General features: G+C 58.8%; 22 protein-coding genes. 4 read left to right on the forward strand and 18 right to left on the reverse strand.

Translation table 11 applies throughout. The features are described from left to right. Positions 1-106 precede the first annotated feature (106 nt). The 3 genes from ACPYOJ_RS18285 to ACPYOJ_RS18295 all read right to left on the reverse strand — a co-directional run bounded on the left by ACPYOJ_RS18285 (position 107) and on the right by ACPYOJ_RS18295 (position 1,936). Positions 107-538, reverse strand: coding sequence for a hypothetical protein (locus ACPYOJ_RS18285; RefSeq protein ID WP_481417514.1), 432 nt, complete (start codon positions 536-538; stop codon positions 107-109). Between the two features lie 245 nt (positions 539-783). Then, positions 784-1,065, reverse strand: a complete 282-nt coding sequence (locus tag ACPYOJ_RS18290) for a hypothetical protein (RefSeq protein ID WP_481417515.1) — start codon at positions 1,063-1,065, stop codon at positions 784-786. Continuing rightward, positions 1,046-1,936, reverse strand: coding sequence for a glycoside hydrolase family 108 protein (locus ACPYOJ_RS18295; RefSeq protein ID WP_481417516.1), 891 nt, complete (start codon positions 1,934-1,936; stop codon positions 1,046-1,048). The genes ACPYOJ_RS18290 and ACPYOJ_RS18295 overlap by 20 nt, the downstream gene beginning before the upstream one ends. Positions 1,937-2,610: 674 nt before the next feature. Here ACPYOJ_RS18295 and ACPYOJ_RS18300 point away from each other — a divergent pair. Together ACPYOJ_RS18300 and ACPYOJ_RS18305 are read left to right on the forward strand one after the other, a co-directional pair. Further along, positions 2,611-2,979 (forward strand): hypothetical protein, encoded by a 369-nt coding sequence (locus ACPYOJ_RS18300; RefSeq protein WP_481417517.1) that lies wholly within the window; start codon positions 2,611-2,613, stop codon positions 2,977-2,979. A gap of 592 nt (positions 2,980-3,571) precedes the next feature. Further along, positions 3,572-3,763, forward strand: a complete 192-nt coding sequence (locus ACPYOJ_RS18305; protein WP_481417518.1) for a hypothetical protein — start codon at positions 3,572-3,574, stop codon at positions 3,761-3,763. On the opposite strand, the gene ACPYOJ_RS18310 is transcribed toward ACPYOJ_RS18305, so the two are convergent. From ACPYOJ_RS18310 to ACPYOJ_RS18330, 5 genes are read right to left on the reverse strand one after another with little or no spacing between them, the layout of a single operon-like run. Then, positions 3,760-4,071 carry a hypothetical protein gene (locus ACPYOJ_RS18310; protein ID WP_481417519.1) on the reverse strand — a complete coding sequence of 104 codons (312 nt, stop codon included), beginning with the start codon at positions 4,069-4,071 and terminating at the stop codon, positions 3,760-3,762. The two genes, ACPYOJ_RS18305 and ACPYOJ_RS18310, sit on opposite strands and share 4 nt — an antisense overlap. After that, the gene (locus tag ACPYOJ_RS18315) at positions 4,062-6,173 is read right to left on the reverse strand and encodes a hypothetical protein (protein ID WP_481417520.1); all 2,112 of its coding nucleotides are present in this window, start codon (positions 6,171-6,173) and stop codon (positions 4,062-4,064) included. The genes ACPYOJ_RS18310 and ACPYOJ_RS18315 overlap by 10 nt, the downstream gene beginning before the upstream one ends. Positions 6,174-6,200: 27 nt before the next feature. After that, positions 6,201-7,739 (reverse strand): hypothetical protein, encoded by a 1,539-nt coding sequence (locus ACPYOJ_RS18320; RefSeq protein ID WP_481417521.1) that lies wholly within the window; start codon positions 7,737-7,739, stop codon positions 6,201-6,203. A gap of 1 nt (position 7,740) precedes the next feature. Further along, on the reverse strand, positions 7,741-10,143 hold the full coding sequence (locus tag ACPYOJ_RS18325) for a phage tail protein (RefSeq protein ID WP_481417522.1): 2,403 nt from the start codon (positions 10,141-10,143) through the stop codon (positions 7,741-7,743). Next, positions 10,143-10,550 carry a DUF6950 family protein gene (locus ACPYOJ_RS18330; RefSeq protein WP_481417523.1) on the reverse strand — a complete coding sequence of 136 codons (408 nt, stop codon included), beginning with the start codon at positions 10,548-10,550 and terminating at the stop codon, positions 10,143-10,145. The genes ACPYOJ_RS18325 and ACPYOJ_RS18330 overlap by 1 nt, the downstream gene beginning before the upstream one ends. Before the next feature lie 45 nt (positions 10,551-10,595). Between ACPYOJ_RS18330 and ACPYOJ_RS18335 the strand changes: the two genes are divergently transcribed. Together ACPYOJ_RS18335 and ACPYOJ_RS18340 are read left to right on the forward strand one after the other, a co-directional pair. After that, a complete protein-coding gene (locus tag ACPYOJ_RS18335; protein ID WP_481417524.1) occupies positions 10,596-10,823 on the forward strand; it encodes a hypothetical protein in 228 nt (75 codons plus the stop codon). Between the two features lie 95 nt (positions 10,824-10,918). After that, positions 10,919-11,203: a hypothetical protein gene (locus tag ACPYOJ_RS18340; protein ID WP_481417525.1), complete on the forward strand. Its 285-nt coding sequence runs from the start codon at positions 10,919-10,921 to the stop codon at positions 11,201-11,203. Here ACPYOJ_RS18340 and ACPYOJ_RS18345 read toward each other — a convergent pair whose 3' ends face one another. From ACPYOJ_RS18345 to ACPYOJ_RS18390, 10 genes are read right to left on the reverse strand one after another with little or no spacing between them, the layout of a single operon-like run. Next, positions 11,204-11,848, reverse strand: a complete 645-nt coding sequence (locus ACPYOJ_RS18345) for a DUF2163 domain-containing protein (protein WP_481417526.1) — start codon at positions 11,846-11,848, stop codon at positions 11,204-11,206. Next, positions 11,849-12,466, reverse strand: a complete 618-nt coding sequence (locus ACPYOJ_RS18350) for a hypothetical protein (RefSeq protein ID WP_481417527.1) — start codon at positions 12,464-12,466, stop codon at positions 11,849-11,851. Next, on the reverse strand, positions 12,463-14,400 hold the full coding sequence (locus ACPYOJ_RS18355) for a phage tail length tape measure family protein (protein ID WP_481417528.1): 1,938 nt from the start codon (positions 14,398-14,400) through the stop codon (positions 12,463-12,465). The genes ACPYOJ_RS18350 and ACPYOJ_RS18355 overlap by 4 nt, the downstream gene beginning before the upstream one ends. Next, positions 14,400-14,555 carry a hypothetical protein gene (locus tag ACPYOJ_RS18360; protein ID WP_481417529.1) on the reverse strand — a complete coding sequence of 52 codons (156 nt, stop codon included), beginning with the start codon at positions 14,553-14,555 and terminating at the stop codon, positions 14,400-14,402. The genes ACPYOJ_RS18355 and ACPYOJ_RS18360 overlap by 1 nt, the downstream gene beginning before the upstream one ends. Before the next feature lie 2 nt (positions 14,556-14,557). Continuing rightward, a complete protein-coding gene (locus ACPYOJ_RS18365) occupies positions 14,558-14,971 on the reverse strand; it encodes a gene transfer agent family protein (RefSeq protein ID WP_481417530.1) in 414 nt (137 codons plus the stop codon). A 5-nt stretch (positions 14,972-14,976) separates the two neighbouring features. Further along, positions 14,977-15,429 carry a phage tail tube protein gene (locus ACPYOJ_RS18370; protein ID WP_481417531.1) on the reverse strand — a complete coding sequence of 151 codons (453 nt, stop codon included), beginning with the start codon at positions 15,427-15,429 and terminating at the stop codon, positions 14,977-14,979. Next, complete coding sequence (locus ACPYOJ_RS18375) at positions 15,422-15,856, reverse strand: DUF3168 domain-containing protein (protein ID WP_481417532.1); 435 nt, start codon at positions 15,854-15,856, stop codon at positions 15,422-15,424. Before ACPYOJ_RS18375 ends, ACPYOJ_RS18370 begins: the two co-directional genes overlap by 8 nt. Positions 15,857-15,858: 2 nt before the next feature. Next, a complete protein-coding gene (locus tag ACPYOJ_RS18380) occupies positions 15,859-16,278 on the reverse strand; it encodes an HK97-gp10 family putative phage morphogenesis protein (protein WP_481417533.1) in 420 nt (139 codons plus the stop codon). Further along, on the reverse strand, positions 16,278-16,628 hold the full coding sequence (locus ACPYOJ_RS18385) for a phage head closure protein (protein WP_481417534.1): 351 nt from the start codon (positions 16,626-16,628) through the stop codon (positions 16,278-16,280). Before ACPYOJ_RS18385 ends, ACPYOJ_RS18380 begins: the two co-directional genes overlap by 1 nt. Next, the gene (locus tag ACPYOJ_RS18390) at positions 16,615-16,791 is read right to left on the reverse strand and encodes a hypothetical protein (RefSeq protein WP_481417535.1); all 177 of its coding nucleotides are present in this window, start codon (positions 16,789-16,791) and stop codon (positions 16,615-16,617) included. Before ACPYOJ_RS18390 ends, ACPYOJ_RS18385 begins: the two co-directional genes overlap by 14 nt. Between the last annotated feature and the right edge of the window lie 12 nt (positions 16,792-16,803).

Raw genomic sequence — 16,803 nt, forward strand, 5'->3', positions numbered from 1 at the left:
TAGCCGCCAAGCACAGCACCTAGCCGCGGCAGCCGCTCTCCAACCAACGCCGTGGTATGCGACAGGGCTCGCCATTTCTGACACGTTTGGACGAGCCCTGGTCGTATTAAGGCCGGACGATCGGCGTCCTGAACATGGTCTTGTTCGCTCGCTCCTGAGCATCATCGAGCTTACTGCTCAACACCTCGACGCGGGTCGCGACCTTGTTAATGCTCTCAATCGCGGTGTCGAGTTTCCCCCCGAGCGATTCCACGACGCGATCAACGCGCGCGTTTGCCGCCTCGATCCCCTTCTTATTTTCCGCCGTCGCCTCAAGAGCTCTCGTCACCTGGAATGAAAGCGGTGGAATTTGCGACACCTGCTGCTGGGGGTCGTCGAGAACCTTCTGTGTCCGCTCTTGAGCACTTCGAATATCGGCGATGTCGCGGTTAAGACTGACCCATACCCCGCCGACGGCAAAGGCATTGGCCAATCCAGCGCCGATGATGGCGATGAAATGAACCGGATTAATCTTCGGCTTCTCAACTTCGATGTGCATGGTGTCTCCGTTCATTCCTGCGCGCCCTGCCCTTCAAATGCTCTATGCGATGCTTGACCGACGAAAGCCGATCGACTATTTCGCCGCCGCCGTGCTCGCTAAGCTTCGAGGCGGCAACAGGAGGGCTCGGCCTTACGAGGAGGCCGGGCCCTCGCTACCAGCAGCCCTGAGAGGCGCCGAAGCGATTATGTGATGCCACCTGGTTGGCAAATGGCCGGTCGTTTCGGAGGATGAGCACCGACGTCTCAAGGCTTGGCTGAAGCTTCTCGAACCCGGCGCATGCAGTCGGCTTTGTCGCTGTCTGGCAGCCCGAAATCATTGCACAGAGCGGCAGCATCAAGCGAAGAGACTTGACCATTAATTTTTCCTTTTTCGGCGAAGCGCTTCACCGCAGTTTCTAGCGCCGCGGTTGCGGCTTGCTGGCGCCCCTCAGAGCGTCCGACGAGGATTGCAGGGTAGATGGCAACGAGAGCGCCCAACGCCGCTCCCGCTCCAATCTTGAGCCATTCAGGCAGCAGCTTGAGCATTGACCGCCACCTTCAGATCGAGGGCATCCTGCAGCTCGTCCCTCTTGCGCTTAGCGTACCAGCGATAGGCAAGGCCGCCGATCGTCAACACGGCGCTGGCGATGATCAGCCCCGCGACAAGCTTGCCGATGAATTCGCTGCTCGTGCTGAGCGGCGTCAACTGGTCCTGAGCCTGCTGCAGTGTGCCGGCGAGAGTGCCGGAGCCAATGCCGCCCCCGGTCGTCGCGTCCGCAACTGCCAGCACCGGAGCGGGCTTCGCGTCGGAGATCAGCGCCTTGGCTTCGCCGCCGGCGACATACTCGATCTCGGGGCCAACCGAGCCGGTTGCCCAGGCTTGACCGACCGCGCGCACGCCGTTGACGCGGGCTGTCCAGCCTTTGCCGAACGTCTTCCATGTCTTCAGCGCCTTGAGGAAGGCAAGACGCCGGTCGAGGATGCGCGCAATCAGGCTGTCGTTGTCGTTGACGCCCCCGAGAGCGAGAAGCGTCCCCTGCCCGAGAATGCCGTCAATGAGCCCTTGATAGAGACCCATCGCCTGAAGCGCGCGCTGCAGCCATTTGACCGACTGCGCAACGCCGGAATGCACCGAACCGTCAAAGACGACACAGGAGACGCCAGGCGCCAGCTTGTCGCCCTTGATTTCGTCCCAGTATTTCTGGCGGTAGATGGCCTCCAGCTCGGAGTTGCTGATGTTTCTTACCGGCATGAGGGGCAGACCATGCGAGCGGCGATACTCGTCATAGACGCGTTGCGTGACGCCCTTCATCGTTGCGCCGCCGGGATCCTTCGGATTGTTGGAATAGCCGCCTTCGATGATAAGCACCTTGGCGAGAGAACGTGCGAATTCGTTTGCGGGGTCAAGGACCTGCATAGGGATGCTCCGATTTTGTAGGGTTAGGCAGAAGACGGTCGCGAAGGATGCCTGCTCATCCTGATATCTTGCGATAACCAGACGCATTGCCGCCTGATATGGATAGTAGGTCTTGAGCACCTCACGGACGCTAGAGCGGCCGCAGGGGGTGAGTGGTTAAGCTGCGGCCCGCTCTTTCTCACTTTTTCGAGGTGCGCGAATGTTCTGGGATTTTTCCACAATCACTTTGATCTTCATTGCGCTTCTTGTCGGCCGAGAAGCTCAGACTGTGCTTGCCAAGGCGCGGCTATCGAACTGGCCCCGCTTCACACTCCGATAAACGCCTCGGACAGGAACACGTCCATTGGATGTTAACCGGCCGTTATCCTTACCGGTTCATTTCGATGGCACGAATCGAGGTGCGCCCCATCTAAATTGTCGCGCCGCACATTCCTCCCTGCGGCAAAAGGAGACCCGGTGGCACCCCAGAATTTCTGCCGGGTCTCCGCACCGTCGCGAAGAACTTCGCACGATCCATGGGATGCTCCATATACTTCGGAAGGTTCCGGCAAGCCGCCGGCGCGTAGAGCCGACCGCTTAGTTTGTGGCGCGCGGAACGTCTGTTCTGCCGCCATTCATGATCGGCGCTGTAGAATTGCCAAAGCAACTCTTAAGGAGGACCAGGAGGACTCTAAATGCGCGCACTTGTTATGCTGATAGCGGCCGCAGCCGCCGTGATCGCCCCGTCCATCGCACTTTCTCAGGAAATTTATATCGGGCCCGGCAGCCCCCGATATTACGATTCACCCCGCGGGTACTATGACGCGCCGCGCTATGACTACGACGACGATTACCGCTACCGTTATGATCGCCGCGCTAGCCGCCGTTGTGATCCCGACCTTGCGATGGACAAGGCGCGTGATCGGGGTATCCGCCGCGGGCGCATTGTAAACTACTCGTCAAACTCTGTCGCAGTTGACGGAATGACGCGCAGAGGTCCCATGCGTGCGGAGTTTTATAACAAGCGAGGTTGCCCGATTATCCGGACCTTTTACCTCGATTAATGGCTGAAGCGCGGATGCGGGTGGCCGGAACCTTCCGGCGGCCTCATTGTTCCCCGAGTCTCTTCTGCAAACCGAAGCTTATCTCGGCCAACTTCCCGAGCGCGACGGGAAAGACGACGGTGCACATAGCCGGCGCGTCGGCAGAATCAATTCGGCACTTGCTCTCGATCGTGGCCTTGGTCATTGTCGCTGCACCAGTTCTCGCCTTTTCCTAAAGAAGTGTGTATCGACGTCCGACGCAGCATTGAATGTGCTGCGCCGGTGGCTGACCCGGCGCGGCATGGAGACCCGGTAAGGCCCCAGCCCTATGCCGGGTCTCCGCTCTCGCCGCGAAGTGCCGCGTAGAAGTTTGAGCGGATGTAAAAGCTCCCAATTGACTGACGGTCTGATTTCTCACTATGTTTGCGCGCTGCCCACACATTGGGCAGTGGGGCGTGGAAACCCCTCAGAGGCGGCTTTGTGCAGCCGTGACTTGCACTCTCCGAACAAACGGTCGGGGAGGCCCGCGCGTATGTTCAGGGGGCAACCCTAAAGGCGCGGGCGCTCTCCTCTGAGAGTTTCCAACTCCCCGACTCTTGTTCAGGGGGAAATTATGCGCCTGATCGCAAAGACCGTTCTGATTATCGGCACAGGCGCCATGGCCGCCGCCGTGGCACCATTTCTGCTTTTGGCGTTTATTGTGCGGGGCGCGGTTGCCGCATACCGGTGGGCTGAACTGCAAGGCGTCTATAACGGCGACAAGGTTCGGCAGGACCGCGCTAGATACCTGAACCGAATACTTTAGGGCCAACTGATCGGCGTCAGCGCAGCAATGAACTCCGAGATCGACGGCGGCTGCATCGTTCCGGCCGCAACCGCCGACTGCATGGTGGCCATCTCGTCGAAGACGGTGTCCTGCCATTCCTTGTAGGCTTGCGCTTCCGCAGCATATTGTAGGTTGGCACTGTTCAGCCATGTGAAGATCGTTAGACGGCTGTCGTATTGCCGCTCTTGCGCGACGGAATCGAGGTGCGCATCGAACGCCACCTTGTAATGGTCGAGCGTCGGCGCTTCGCCGGGAACGATGACACTTCCGAATGTTTTTACGACCATTGCAGCACCACTCCTGAAACATCCACGTTCTTGTTGTTCAGCGTCTTCACTCGCCAGCGCATCGACGCGCCGGAAGGTTGCCCACTAATCGACGCGGTTCCTTCATAGACCTTGACGCCATTCAGGTTCGTGGAAAGCGCCAGCGTGACCGCCGACCAGGTCGTGCCGCCGTCACGCGAGACTTCGGCCGTGACGTCGGTGTTGATCGTGATTGCATCGACTTCCACAAGCTGAACGGCTAGGCGTGCCGTGGACGGTGCGCTAGCTGCCGTGTAAGCGGCAGAAACCAATGTCATGTTGTTGAAGCTGGCGGCAGTGGATTTCGTTTCGATCGCCGACATAATGAAGACGTTCGCGGTCGAAGAGTACCCCGATACGTCTGGCGTTCCGGCCTCGTCAGTTGCACCGTCTTTAAAATACGAAACAAAATTCGTTACAGCAGAGCCAAAGCGAATAGACGCCGATCCTGCCGCCGTATCAAAGGCAACGACATGGTCTTTCGTATTGTCGAGAACGAACGCAACCCAATCGCTCCAGACGCTCCCGCCAACGGGCGGCGTGACGCTGTTTGAGCCGCCGAAGGTAATACGGGCCGGGGTCGGTCCAGACGCCGCCATGTCCCAAGCGTCACCGCTTGCGGCGGCTTGTCCGACAAAGATATTGTTGATTTGCTTCGGTGTGCCGCTAGATGGCCCGGTAACTTGAATGCGAATAAATGTCCCGCTTGCCGCCAAGCCGGCGGCGCTAATGCGAGTTCGATACTTTCTTTGTGTGGTAAGGGGTGCATCAGTATTGACCGGCAATGACGCTACATTTGAAACCGTCGAAGTCGGTGCGTACCAGTCATTCGTCGCGTCATATGCCTGATTGGTGGATCCGCCCGTATTGACACCCGTTTCGTCATCGAACGCGTCAGCAATCCCGCCTTTCATCCCCATGCGCGAGCCTTTCAGGTCCGCGATTTCGAGCGCAAACAAGGCGTCGTTCTTACCGCCGCTATTTGCTGCAACCGATTCAATCGCAGCCTGGACCGTCGTTGGAGATCCCGGAAGATTGGCGACAGCATTGCTGAACGACACATCGGGGGCCGTGGATGCGAGCCACGCCTTAGCCTGCGTGTTCGTCAGTGTCTTGACTGCTTTCCCGGTCGTCCCGCTGTACGCAACAAGAGCGCCGTCAACGGACGATGCGGGACCGGTGACGACGTCGGCGGCTAGTACGCCGCTATCCTCAATCGTCTTGCCGCTTGTGCCTACATATCGCGGAATACGGCCCGCCACGGACGCACCCGAGCCGATAACATCGCCTGTACCAGTGCCGTCCGTTCCCTTTGCCGCAACCAGTGACCAATAGGAATTCGCGGTTGTCGGCAAGACAGGCGGCGCGTGACCTGTTGTCGCTTGCAGCGCGATCCACGCCGAACCGTTGTCCAGCACGCCGTCACGCGCGGCATAAGCGGTTGCGCCGGAATAGGCTCCGCGCCAATTGATGCCGAGATCGCCGGCCGGGATGGTGAAGGTGATATCGAAAGGGTCGCCCGCTTCGCCGCTTCCCGTCACGGCCATGCTGGCGCTGGTGCCAGGAGCGCCGGTGACAACAGGCTCGAACGTCACGGCAGGCGCCGGACCCTGCGGTCCAGTTCCGTAGCTGAACGGCCCTGCCCAATCGGCGGACGCTGCCGATGCCTTGATGTAGAGATCAGCCGGGTTAACGTCGACCGCGAGGAACGCGAAGCCCTTCGGTCGATCGTCATATGTCGCGAGATCAGCCGTGTCGCCGGATGCATCATAGCGGTAAAGCGTCCCTGCTTCGAGCCCGACCAGAAGCCGCGACATGATGTTGCTGTTCGCCTCGAGCTGCTCGCTGAACGCCGTGGCGCGCAGCAACGCATACAAATAGGGGCCGGTTGCGCCGGTCCATTCGAGCGCCGCCGTGGCATGCGTGTCGTCCTCGATCGAGGCCAGCGGGAGAGGATTGCCCTCGCCCTGCACGAAGATCGTGCCGCCGGCGACGTTGGCGATCTGCCACGCAGTACCAGTGCCGACGATCGCAGCACTGCCGTTCGTCAGGGCGATCGTCCCTGCGATGTAGTAATCAGCCATGTTGTGGAGTTCCTTAAGGCAGCGGCGCTAAGCCGGGATGCCGAAGATGTAGTAGCGGATCGCATAGGCCGGAGCGGAAACGTCGTCGCTGCCAAGCACATACTGATTGTTGCTGTTTTGTGTGTATTTGTAGCGATAGACGTTCCCGCGGAACGTATGGAACCGAGCCAGATTCGTGCCGAGTTCGACGTAAGTGCAAACGCCCGACGTCCATCGGATCGTGCTTCCGCTATCGGGGTTTCTCGCAAATCCCGCAGCCGTGAAAGGCAACCTTACGCGTTTCGAAGCAGTCGACGTGCCTGGAGCAAAGGTGCTGTTCAGTCGCCCAGAGCCGTGGATCGTAAAGTACTTGATGAACGGGAAAAGTCCCGCGCTGTTAAAGGTGATGTCTGTAAGTTCATTATTTCCGGTCGGAATGCTAAAGACACCGGTCTTGATGATCTGGAGACAAGGCCAGCGGCTATCAATGATCACGTCAGCAAGATTCGGCGGGTTGGCAGCGCCAGGCCGAAGGAATTGCACGACGTCTCGCGTACCGTCGTTGAACTCACGCCAGACATCATTATCGCCCACTGTGAGCGGGCCGCTGTCTTGAGCGATGATCAGGAATCGAGCGCGACAAGCCGACCCCGAGTTACTAAAAACAAGCGTCGTTCCGCTGAAGAAATAGCTTGCACCGTATTCGTCATCATCACTCGGGACACTCGCCGGGAAGACGATGGTAGACCCCTTGTACTGGATAACGTCGGCGACGAGCTGGCCGCTTATGACGATCCCCTCAAGATGGTCGCTGAAATCAAAAACCGTTGTCCCGCCAGGCAAGGCGATATCGCCAGAGGCAATGATCTTTGCTGGCCTAGCAGAACTGTCGAAGGCAAGCTGGCTTGGCGTGGCCGTTTCAACGGCATAGCCAGGCTTCGAGACGCGGCAGAAGTCTTTCGTTATCTCAACCTGTGTCTGCCAGGCGACTGGCGGCAGAGAGGGATCAAGGATATCCGTCTCGTCCGCCGGGAGATTCCACACGGAAACGCGCCTGTTTTGGCCTGACACCCCGTAGGACGCCAAAACATGCGACATTGTAAGATCGCCTAAAGGCGCCCCGCCGCCCCAGTAATAATTGGTACAAAACCCGTCCTCAAGGCCACCGTTCGAATAGAATAGAGTCCCGTTGTTGTTTTCGTTTTTTCGGATGATTCCGTAGGTATAAACTCCAGAATTGCTGATTATCTTCACGTCAAAAACAGGAAGATCGTAATCCAGATTGCCTAGAGATTGGAAAAATTCCTTTTTCCACAAGAACCAGACTTGACCTAAATCGTCACCGATGTTGACTCTAGTAAAGTTGTTGACGTTGGAACCCGGAGGAAAATAGGAAGTAAACGAACCGTTTGCAAAATTGAGCTGGTCAACGCCGACGAACCGGACGTTGGCGTCCCATTTGCTGTTGAACAGAAATTTTGAGAAGTCACTGTCCGGCGTCAGATACGGGTCATACAGATCCGACGCCATGATCTTCACACAGCCTGCGTTTTCAGAGTCGACGCCGACAAACCACACTATCGCCATATCAGCCGCTCTTCACTGTGATGCCGTTTTCGTTGATGCGGACCTTGCCGTCACCGAGATTGATGTCGGCGGTCAGCACCGTGCCTATGTTGGCGACCTGCAACTTCAGCACGCCGCCTTCGAACACCAGCGGAAAGGCCGTGTTCGTGCCATCCGTCACTACGAACTGGTCGACATTGAACGCCACGCGAGATTTCAAGACGCCGGCATCAGTGTACAGGTCAAGGAAAAGGCCGCTCTCCTTGAAGGTGTCGCCGATGGAGCCCTTGAGCAGGACAGCAAAGCGAGCCGTCACGCCTTCTGGCGACGCCACCGCCTGGAACGCCACCATGCCATCGGCAAGATTTTCACCGAACTGGGCGATCAGTTCCTCGGTCTGTGCGACTACATTGGCGATGCTCGAGTTGATGACAACGATCTGTTCCTTGAAAGTCGCCCCTTGAACGGAAACCGTTCGACCGATCTGTTGCGACACTCCGCCGGTGACCTGCAGGTTTTGCTGCAACTGCGCGAGCAGGGTTTCATTGCGGTTCAGCCCGGCGTAAAGCTGAGCAAAGACGTCCTTCACTTCCTGCTTCAGGTTGCCGAGACCGACTTCAAGATCCGCATTGCCGCCATCCAGCGACGTCACGTCGATGGGTGTGCTCCAGTTGGTGGTTCGGTCGGCAATCAGCCTGTTGCGGAACTGGTAGGTGGTAAGGCTGAGAATGCCCTCCTGGATGAAGGCGATCGTCTGGTCGGGTGTTAGCTGCCGCTGAAATTTGTTTGTCGGATCTGTCTTGATCCACCACTCGACCAAGACGCCGGTTACCGTTGCATCGTCGATCGGCGACCACGAAGCGCGAAAAGCCGGATAGGATCGGCCGTCGGCGCCGATGCCAATGACGGCAGCCACAGAGAAGTCCTGCAGCTCGTTGAGATAGATCGGATCATCGTTCGGAATCGGTATGACGGGCGGAATGACGGTCACGGCGTCATAGATGGCGCCATCCCGCTCCTGCAGCGACAGAGACACGTTGCGCGGTCCATCGCTGGTCAGTGCCTTGATCGATCGTGCCTGGACCATATAGGTGCGGTTGCCATAACGAGCCGAGTTCCACTGCACCCAGTCGCCGGCCTTGATGGTCTGGAACCGCGGACGCAACACAATATCAGCGGTCGCCTCGTAGCGATTCTCGTTGAAGTAGATCGAGGCGAGTTGGTTGGCCTGCCGTTTCGAACGAACGGTAGGCAGTTCCAGATTGACGTCGCGCGTGCGGCGATCCAGCGACACAAAGCCTGCATTCGTCTGCGTGTCGTAGCCAGCCGGCGACCACATGTTCGACGGCTCCGGATAAGTTCCGGAAACGGAATTGACCAAGTCGGCCATGGAGCGGCGCTTCTGAAAGCGCACCGGCTCGCTAATGACGAGATCGTCATCGGTGAATGTCTCGACGATCGGCTGATCCGTGCCTATGAGCGGCCAGGAGCCCTCGACACTGTCAATGACGATGCCGCCGCAGGACACCATGACGGATTCGATGTTGTCGCCGTGCTCGACATCGCAATCGAAAACAATCGAGCAACGGTAGCGCGCCTCGCCCTCGACAATCTCATCGCAGATGTTCATGGCGGTGAAATAGCGGTCGAGCGGAAGATCGGACGCGTCCATCTCCATGCCGCAGAACACGTTATCGTTGATCGAGAAGCCGCGCCGGTAATTGTACTCCTGCACGATCGGATTTTCGGAAAACTCGTAGGTCGAGTAGTCGTCCCAACGGTGATCGCCGACGCCCCCGACGGTGTCATCTTTGCGCGGGTCGTAGAGGCGCGCACCGCGGAGCTCGAAGAAGAAATCGGGGAAACTGTTCAACTTCTCCTGGTCGTAGGTCATCCGCACGATAATGTAGCAGATGCCAGTACCGATATGGTCCGTCGTCCAACGTCCCAGCGGATTGGAATGTGAGACCAACCCCGCATCCGCAGCCGTCTGCGTGCCGTTGTAGAAGGCGAAGGACATCAGCCCGGCGTAGTCGCCACTTGCCACGGAATAGGCAGTCTTCACGGCGTCAGACGATGTGACGCTCAAGGACAGCTGCTTGCCACCAGCCCAAATCTTCGAAAGTCCGTCGCACGGAAAATCGGAGAAGGCATAGATCTGCTCGAGGCTTTTGTTCGAACTGCCGTATGTGTTGATATAGCAGTCGTGGCCAGCGATGCCGACGAGGCCGCAGACAACCTTGCGGCTGACGTTCTCGCCATAGTCACGCTCGAACTGTGTGCCGCCCGGCGGTCTCTTTTCCTTTTTCTGCGTCAGTTTGCTGACGAGCAGGTTGAGGCCAATGCCGACGACAATCTTGCCAATGATGCCGAGCGAGCCAAAGAAGGCGCCAACGGCTGAAACGACAGGAGCTAGAAAGGGCATCAGTCAACCTTGAATGCGGTGGTGACTTCGGTGACAGGCAGGAACTGCACGGCGCCAGTGTTGCGCGTCATGAAGCCGATCGAGGTGAAAAGACCGCCGCAGACAATGCCGTCGCGCTCGATCACTCCTATATCGCCGCGTTGCGCGAGACATACGGGGATTTCGGGGAACTTCGCGGCGAGCGCGTCACGCACGGTTTCGAAACCCTTCTTGCGCAACTGCTTTCCGGCACCAGCTGGCGTCGTGTATCTGCGCGCCGCCGCACCGTGCGTCGTTTCGCCGGTCACTGCTTCGACGCCGTCGTCAGGAATGAGATAGCAATCCGAGACGCCGTATTCCGAAGGCAATGCCTGGTGCTTCGCCACAACCGCGTTGAGGCGTTTCTCCCAGCCGGGAAGTCTAGTCATGTGGGGCACGTAGTCCTAAGTTCCGCCCAACGAGGGCTTGATGAAATGAATTCAGTCTTGTCGAAGCACAAAGAACGGATTGTGGAAGCCGTGAGGGATTACCAAGAACGGCTGTCAGACATACAGAGTGACATCGTCATCCGGGCTATGGCACCGGAGCCCGATCAAAGGGAACTCAGATTGCTTTGGCGGCTAGAAGAAGAGTACCGCGACATTCTTCGCCGCTTCGACAATCTCTCCGAGGCAATCGAAGCAGTATTGAAATCCCCGTGAGCCCAACTGCTCGGGCAGCACCTGAGTCCGGTTCCGTACCATGCCTTGAAAAACACATCCCGTGCCGCAGGTTGTCGGGGGCAAGGGGATTAGCAATGCACAGAATATCGCACAGCGGCTTTTGTATTGTCGTCCGGAAAGCCGCGTTAGCCGACAAAGCGGTCGATTTCGAAGGGTTTCGGCAACTCACCTGCTTATTGGAGCTCACTGGAGAGGACGACTACATTGCCGTTTATGGACCGCTCAAAGGTGGCGAGGCGTCCATGGACCTGCAGCGCGAATTCGAACAATTGGGCTTGAGCTATCTAGAAGACTTCTACGCTCTCGACCTATTCTTGCCAACGTGGCTGTCGGCAACGCTGGCCTTCAGGCCGCAGTAGCTAGAGTCCCTTAAACCCTATCGCGCGAGCAGCACCTGCGGCTGCGCTCTTCGCGGTATTGACCGCGGATCCGACTGCCCTGCCCCAGTTCACATCGACACGGCCAGCCGTGGCTGCGTGCTCGAAAAACCGGTCGCCTGGATCGCGCCTCTGCTGATCGGCAACTGTGCGCTTGCGCCCATTCACGCGGGAATAGTCTAGCTGGCGGCCTTCGCAGCGCGCCGTGAGGTAATAGCCGCGCTCGTCGTCTGCGTTGTGCTCGATGACGTCGAGATAGCCGCGCGCGACAGGCTCCACTTGCAGCAGTTCGCTGGTGTCTGGATGGAAGTGAGCGTCATACACGACCACTGGCCGGTCACGGTAATCCTCGGTCTCGATCTGCGTTAGGATTTCCGGCGTCAAACCAGCAGACGGACTTTCGGCGAGCGTCAGCGTGAATCCGCCATCGGCAGCCGTGCCGGTTCCGCCGCCGACGTCCGAGACCTCAAGCAAGCCGAATGGCTGATACGTGACGCCGGCGTAATTCAGCGGTTCGCGGCGGGCGATGAAGCCATAGATGCCGGAACCCAGCTGCACACGCACCATCTGCCGCGTGGAAATCCTGCCCTCGTCATAGAGGTCTTTGACGTCGTCGGACAGGGCCATTTATTGGCTCTCCCTCAACTGAAATGAGACCGTATAGAACCGGCCAGAACGCGGCGCCTGGAAGCTTCCAGGCACTGGCCGCATGATGAGCGCCGGCTTGGCGAAGCGAACTACGGCGCCCGCCTGTGTAATGGCATCAAACGGTGGCGGCTCGACCGCGAGAGTGCGCGTCGTTCCCGATCCGGAGACTTCTGTGATGCGGCCAACGTAGTAGCGCCCCGCATTTTCGAGTCCGATGCGATCACCGGGTGTCAGCACTAGGCCGGCATCCGCGCCGTTTACCGATAGGACATTGCCGTCGGTGACAGAGACGAGATTGCCAGCATCGTCCGCCGGCGTCTGGCTGCCGCCATGGGCAGCCGGATAGCAAACGTACGGGTGGCGAAACAGCACCGTGCGCAAGCCTTCACGCAGCGACAGCCACCACGCCTCGACAATGGCATAGTCGGAATAGACCAGGGGCCGCGTCGTCAGGCTGGCCTCCCAGACTGGGTCCTCTACCTGCGTATAGTTGATGAGGCGCGCGCCTGATGGCGACGCCTTCACCGAGTCACGCACAAGGAAGTCCGCGGTCACATAGCCGACATCCGGCAGTTCGCGTGGAAACGTGATTGTCACAGAATTCTCCTGCGCTGCCCGTTCTTAACGGTGTCGATGACCTTGGCCGAGAACTCCGCCTGTTGCTTCGCCATGACCTGCTCAAGACGGGCTACAGCCGCGCTGTCTGCGCCGCGGGCGTCTATGACGGGTGCGAAAGTGATGGAGGGGGAGTTGTTGCCGGCCTTGGATATATTGGATATCCGATGGTTAGGAATGACCTGCGCGCCATTGGGGAGGTTGACCAGTTCCGGGCCGCGTTCGCCGACAATGGCCAGACCGCCTGGCGCGGAGTCAGTCCCGTTAGCGTACAGACCGATGCCGCCGGCTTTCGCTAGGCCGAGCTGGCCACCACCAAAAAGGCCGCCGAACAGCGAGCCCAAGATGCCGCTGCCTCCGCCTGAACCGCCGAAGAGGTCGTCAAAAGCGGAATTCACCAGCTTGTCAGCGATCTTGCCCAAGGCGCCAGCAAGAATGTCCGCGCCCTTCTTGCCATCCCGAAGGTCGGAGACGATGCCCTGTAGAACGTCTCGCCCGACATCCTGCAGTTCCTTCATGGCGTCTTGGCTGGCCTTCAGGGCGTCACGCTCTGCGTAGGTTGTCTCGACCAGTGCGGCAATCTTAGCCTTTTGCTCGTCCGTCGCAGCGGAGCCAGCCTGACGGAGAGCATTTGCTTTGGCTCGCTCGGCGTCTGTGGCGCCGATCTGACTTTGCTCGAACTGCAGTGCGTCGATCAGATCAACGACCGCCTGTTTTTCGCGCTTGGCCTTTTCTGCGGCGGAGTCTCGGCGACTGCCTCCTCCCCTAGTTGAGGGAAGGCCCTCCAACTCTATGAGTGGCCTGCTCTCTGGCGTAGGACCATGTTCTGGTAGGCTGAAGTCTTCGCCCCGAATAGGACCGTCCGCGCTCCGATCAACGCCGGCATATGCACCTTGACTCGGGAATTTCGTCGCGATCGCCGGGCCGGATTGGCTATTAAATTGCTTCAGTGCGTCAAGCGATCCAAGGATACGCGCTGTTAAATCGGAAAACGCAGATGAAAAGGTGCCAACTTCCTCAAAGCCGGATGTTGCGGCTGCTTTCGTCGCGGCGTCCTGCACATCCTTAAAATCTTCTATCGTCGCCTTTCCATTCTTCACCTTTGTTTCCAGCGCAGCATACGCCGACCCAAGATCAGAAAGGACTGTTCGCGATTCACCCGTAGCGTTCGATGCCGCCTGCAAAATCGTTGTGTATTGGCTGTACTCATCAGTAAACGCGGTAAGTTCCGTACCGATCTTGGCATACAGGTCGGCTTGCGCGAGTCCCGTTGCTTGCTGTAATTCCGCAACGTTTTTTGCACGCTCAAGCTGATCTGCGTAGTCACGAAGAGCCGGGACCGCGTCGCCCCATTGCTTGGCAACCTGCTGGATCAGTTGCGCCTGCTTCTGAAGCGTCTCCTCGGATTTCTCGCCGTCGGACAGCAGCGTCGTGAAATACTGGATGGCTTCGCCGCCGAGCGCGATAATGGCGATCGTTGCGAGTGACACCGGGTTAAGCAGAGACGTGAACGCCCCGGCAACGCCAGCGACTGCGCCGCGGACACCAACGCCGCTGCCCAGCGCCTGCGTGATCTGCGTTCCCTGCTGCAGGGCAATCAAGAACGGGGACTGCCCGCCAGCCAACTGAACGCTTATGTCGTTCAGCTGAGCGGCAAGGTTCCCCGTCTGGACAGTCGAGGCTCGCATTGCGCCCTGGTAACGCTTGGCGCCTTGCTCGGCCGTGGTGAATGCCTTGTTGCTATTGGCGGCAACGCGGCTAAAGGCGCCAGTAGAAGCGGCATCGATGCCCTTGAATGCATCCTCGATGGCCTTCGTATTGGCCTGCGTCTGCCCGACCAGAGACTTAAGCTGGCGCTGTATCTGTCGAGTGTCGGCGCTGATGCTGAGCACCAGCTGCTCGTTGTCGGTCGCCATTAGCCATCACCCTCGATGTATTTCCAAAGATCGTCCTTTTCGGACTCACTCAGCTTCTTGTGACTGTCCGGATCATTGTTCTCGATGAAGCCGTCGAGGGCGGCCAGATATTCAAAAATCGACAGGCCCATCACCTCTTGAGGCGATAGGCCCATCGTTATTCCGTTGGCGATGATGGCGGCAAATCGGAACTTTCCGTTCGGGAGCGGGGCTTCCGCTTTCCTTGATTTGCCGCCGCCGATTTTTTTCCGACATCTTCCTCCGGAGCGCCGACCACGCCGGCGCCAAGGACCATCTGAGCGACGACCAGGTTTTCCATCGGCCGCCTGCCCTCGACTTCAGCAATGACAAGATCGATTGCCTGAGCCTGCGACATGCCGCCGCCGATCAGACCCCACCTGATGACCTCGGCGATATCCTGAAGCCGCCACCGGCCGCTAAGCAGTCGATCGAGCACGACGTAAGGGCCGGCGTCGCATGCCTCCTGGATTTTCATCAACTCGCGCCAGGTGAGCTTGAAGAACGTCCGCTTCCCGTTGAATGCGAGCTCGCAAGAGCCGTCCCTGCTCATCGGCGTCACCCTGCCGGTGTGGTGACGCGGGTCATCTTGCCGTCGCTCTGCAGCGAAACATTGCCGGTGACGCGACGGCCGTCCTGAGCGCCAGCCTCGAAGTTCTCGATATGGAGCTTGCCGGTCCACGTGATGGTTGTTGCGGGGAACTGCCACTCGATCTTGGCCGGAATGCTCTCGACGCTGTCGAAGGCATCAAGCCATGTCTCGACGCTTTCGGCGGCCAGCACGCCTTCGCCGGAAACGCTCATGGAAAGGGACGTCGCGTCGCGGCCCACCCAGTTAACGTCGTCGGGATTTGCGCAGTCCGGAATATTGATTCCTTCCAAGCCCTTGTTAAGGGTAACGGTTCTCTGATTGAACCCGCAAGGAGCGGCGTAGACAATGGGGGTGGCAGTGGGATCGACGGCGAGTAGCACTTGGACCTTTCCGCCTCGGATAGTTGTCGGTTCAGCCATGGGGATCTCCTGTTATGGCGATGGTCGGTTGTTCTGCGAAGGCTTCAAACGTCCCGACTGCGTGGCTTGTCAGCCCATCCGGATCACGAAAGAAGCGTGTCTGCCTGTGTTTGAAATACACGAGGGCATTCGTCGGTAGCGTCAGGTCTGGTGACTTGAGGGCCTTACGGATCTCATCGCTGATGCGCTTGGCTTCCGGAAAGCCGGTGGCTCGCGACCAGACATCGATATCGAGAGAGATTTCAAATCCGTCCACGCAGTCGACGTCATCGCTGGTTTCGTCGCCCTCCCCGATTGTGACGTAGGGGAAAGTCTTATCGGTCGGTACGGCATCATAGATCCGACCGTTGACGAGTGCCGTCAGGCCAGCCGATGCCTTTAGGCGCGCCGCAATGGCGCCCTGCAACTCCAGTGATGGTGAAGCCATTGCTAGCCCTTGGCCTTCTTCACAGCCTTGCGCACAGCAGCCGCCATCTTGCGGCGGATTTTCGGGCGCTCCTGGCGATAGGTCGGGAAAATATGCGGGCGCTTCGTAATGTGGACGGTTCCGAACTCGAGGAAGCGCCAGATACAGTCAGCGAATACGCCGGTCGCGTTCGGATCTTTCGTCTCGTTGTTCAAGCCTTTGCTGCCCACCGATCGCTCCCGCGGTCGATTAGCCAGCTTGTCTGCCTGAATGCTGGCCGCATACTCTCCAGTGTTTCGAGGCGCGCGGGGCTTGATCTTGTTGGCCAAGGATTTTGCGCCGTCCATCTGAGCCTTCGCTAGCTCCTTCTCAGCGTCCGGGACGATGCCGTTCAGAAGGCTCATCGTCTTCTCGCGGCTAAGGAACTTTGCTTTCACCTTCATCAGGCGGCAACTCCCGTTTGTGCCTCGATATAGACCCAGTAACGATCGGACATGGCATCAACAATCTTGATGGCGTAGGTGTCCCCGGTCCGAACGTCCCTCATTCGCCAGTCGGCTTTGATCTGCCGTGTCTGCGACGTGGAACGCAGATAGATGCCAAGCAGATTGCGACCTTCCAACCGTGCGGCGACAACAGCCTCTGAGCCGCCGCGGGGCCGGAATGCGGCCCATACCTTGAATCGCTCCTCGAAAGAGCCTTCGGTGTTGCCATATCCATCGTCAATGGTCGTCCGCTCATCGAAGGCAACGCGGTGCTGCAGCTCGCCGGCAGTCGGCTTAATCGGCGCCATCGGCGGGCTTTCCTGGGGATGGAATTTCGACTGCCTTGCCGGCCGCAATCGCCTGATCAGCGCAGTTGCGCTTGACGGTCATTTCCATGCCGGCTTTGTAGCCGACGGTCGATTGCGAAGTCGGCTTGTAGTCGAAGTCATGCGTAAAGCGGACACGCGCCATAGGTGGTCTCCT

Source organism: Rhizobium sp. SVR5-9E (assembly GCF_056755095.1).

What these genes read in the sequence shown, in the direction of transcription:
- ACPYOJ_RS18285 (WP_481417514.1), bottom strand. Translation starts at nt 538, where the DNA reads ATGCACATCGAAGTTGAGAAGCCGAAGATTAATCCGGTTCATTTCATC.
- ACPYOJ_RS18290 (WP_481417515.1), bottom strand. Translation starts at nt 1,065, where the DNA reads ATGCTCAAGCTGCTGCCTGAATGGCTCAAGATTGGAGCGGGAGCGGCG.
- ACPYOJ_RS18295 (WP_481417516.1), bottom strand. Translation starts at nt 1,936, where the DNA reads ATGCAGGTCCTTGACCCCGCAAACGAATTCGCACGTTCTCTCGCCAAG.
- ACPYOJ_RS18300 (WP_481417517.1), top strand. Translation starts at nt 2,611, where the DNA reads ATGCGCGCACTTGTTATGCTGATAGCGGCCGCAGCCGCCGTGATCGCC.
- ACPYOJ_RS18305 (WP_481417518.1), top strand. Translation starts at nt 3,572, where the DNA reads ATGCGCCTGATCGCAAAGACCGTTCTGATTATCGGCACAGGCGCCATG.
- ACPYOJ_RS18310 (WP_481417519.1), bottom strand. Translation starts at nt 4,071, where the DNA reads ATGGTCGTAAAAACATTCGGAAGTGTCATCGTTCCCGGCGAAGCGCCG.
- ACPYOJ_RS18315 (WP_481417520.1), bottom strand. Translation starts at nt 6,173, where the DNA reads ATGGCTGATTACTACATCGCAGGGACGATCGCCCTGACGAACGGCAGT.
- ACPYOJ_RS18320 (WP_481417521.1), bottom strand. Translation starts at nt 7,739, where the DNA reads ATGGCGATAGTGTGGTTTGTCGGCGTCGACTCTGAAAACGCAGGCTGT.
- ACPYOJ_RS18325 (WP_481417522.1), bottom strand. Translation starts at nt 10,143, where the DNA reads ATGCCCTTTCTAGCTCCTGTCGTTTCAGCCGTTGGCGCCTTCTTTGGC.
- ACPYOJ_RS18330 (WP_481417523.1), bottom strand. Translation starts at nt 10,550, where the DNA reads ATGACTAGACTTCCCGGCTGGGAGAAACGCCTCAACGCGGTTGTGGCG.
- ACPYOJ_RS18335 (WP_481417524.1), top strand. Translation starts at nt 10,596, where the DNA reads ATGAATTCAGTCTTGTCGAAGCACAAAGAACGGATTGTGGAAGCCGTG.
- ACPYOJ_RS18340 (WP_481417525.1), top strand. Translation starts at nt 10,919, where the DNA reads ATGCACAGAATATCGCACAGCGGCTTTTGTATTGTCGTCCGGAAAGCC.
- ACPYOJ_RS18345 (WP_481417526.1), bottom strand. Translation starts at nt 11,848, where the DNA reads ATGGCCCTGTCCGACGACGTCAAAGACCTCTATGACGAGGGCAGGATT.
- ACPYOJ_RS18355 (WP_481417528.1), bottom strand. Translation starts at nt 14,400, where the DNA reads ATGGCGACCGACAACGAGCAGCTGGTGCTCAGCATCAGCGCCGACACT.
- ACPYOJ_RS18360 (WP_481417529.1), bottom strand. Translation starts at nt 14,555, where the DNA reads ATGGGCCTATCGCCTCAAGAGGTGATGGGCCTGTCGATTTTTGAATAT.
- ACPYOJ_RS18365 (WP_481417530.1), bottom strand. Translation starts at nt 14,971, where the DNA reads ATGAGCAGGGACGGCTCTTGCGAGCTCGCATTCAACGGGAAGCGGACG.
- ACPYOJ_RS18370 (WP_481417531.1), bottom strand. Translation starts at nt 15,429, where the DNA reads ATGGCTGAACCGACAACTATCCGAGGCGGAAAGGTCCAAGTGCTACTC.
- ACPYOJ_RS18375 (WP_481417532.1), bottom strand. Translation starts at nt 15,856, where the DNA reads ATGGCTTCACCATCACTGGAGTTGCAGGGCGCCATTGCGGCGCGCCTA.
- ACPYOJ_RS18380 (WP_481417533.1), bottom strand. Translation starts at nt 16,278, where the DNA reads ATGAAGGTGAAAGCAAAGTTCCTTAGCCGCGAGAAGACGATGAGCCTT.
- ACPYOJ_RS18385 (WP_481417534.1), bottom strand. Translation starts at nt 16,628, where the DNA reads ATGGCGCCGATTAAGCCGACTGCCGGCGAGCTGCAGCACCGCGTTGCC.
- ACPYOJ_RS18390 (WP_481417535.1), bottom strand. Translation starts at nt 16,791, where the DNA reads ATGGCGCGTGTCCGCTTTACGCATGACTTCGACTACAAGCCGACTTCG.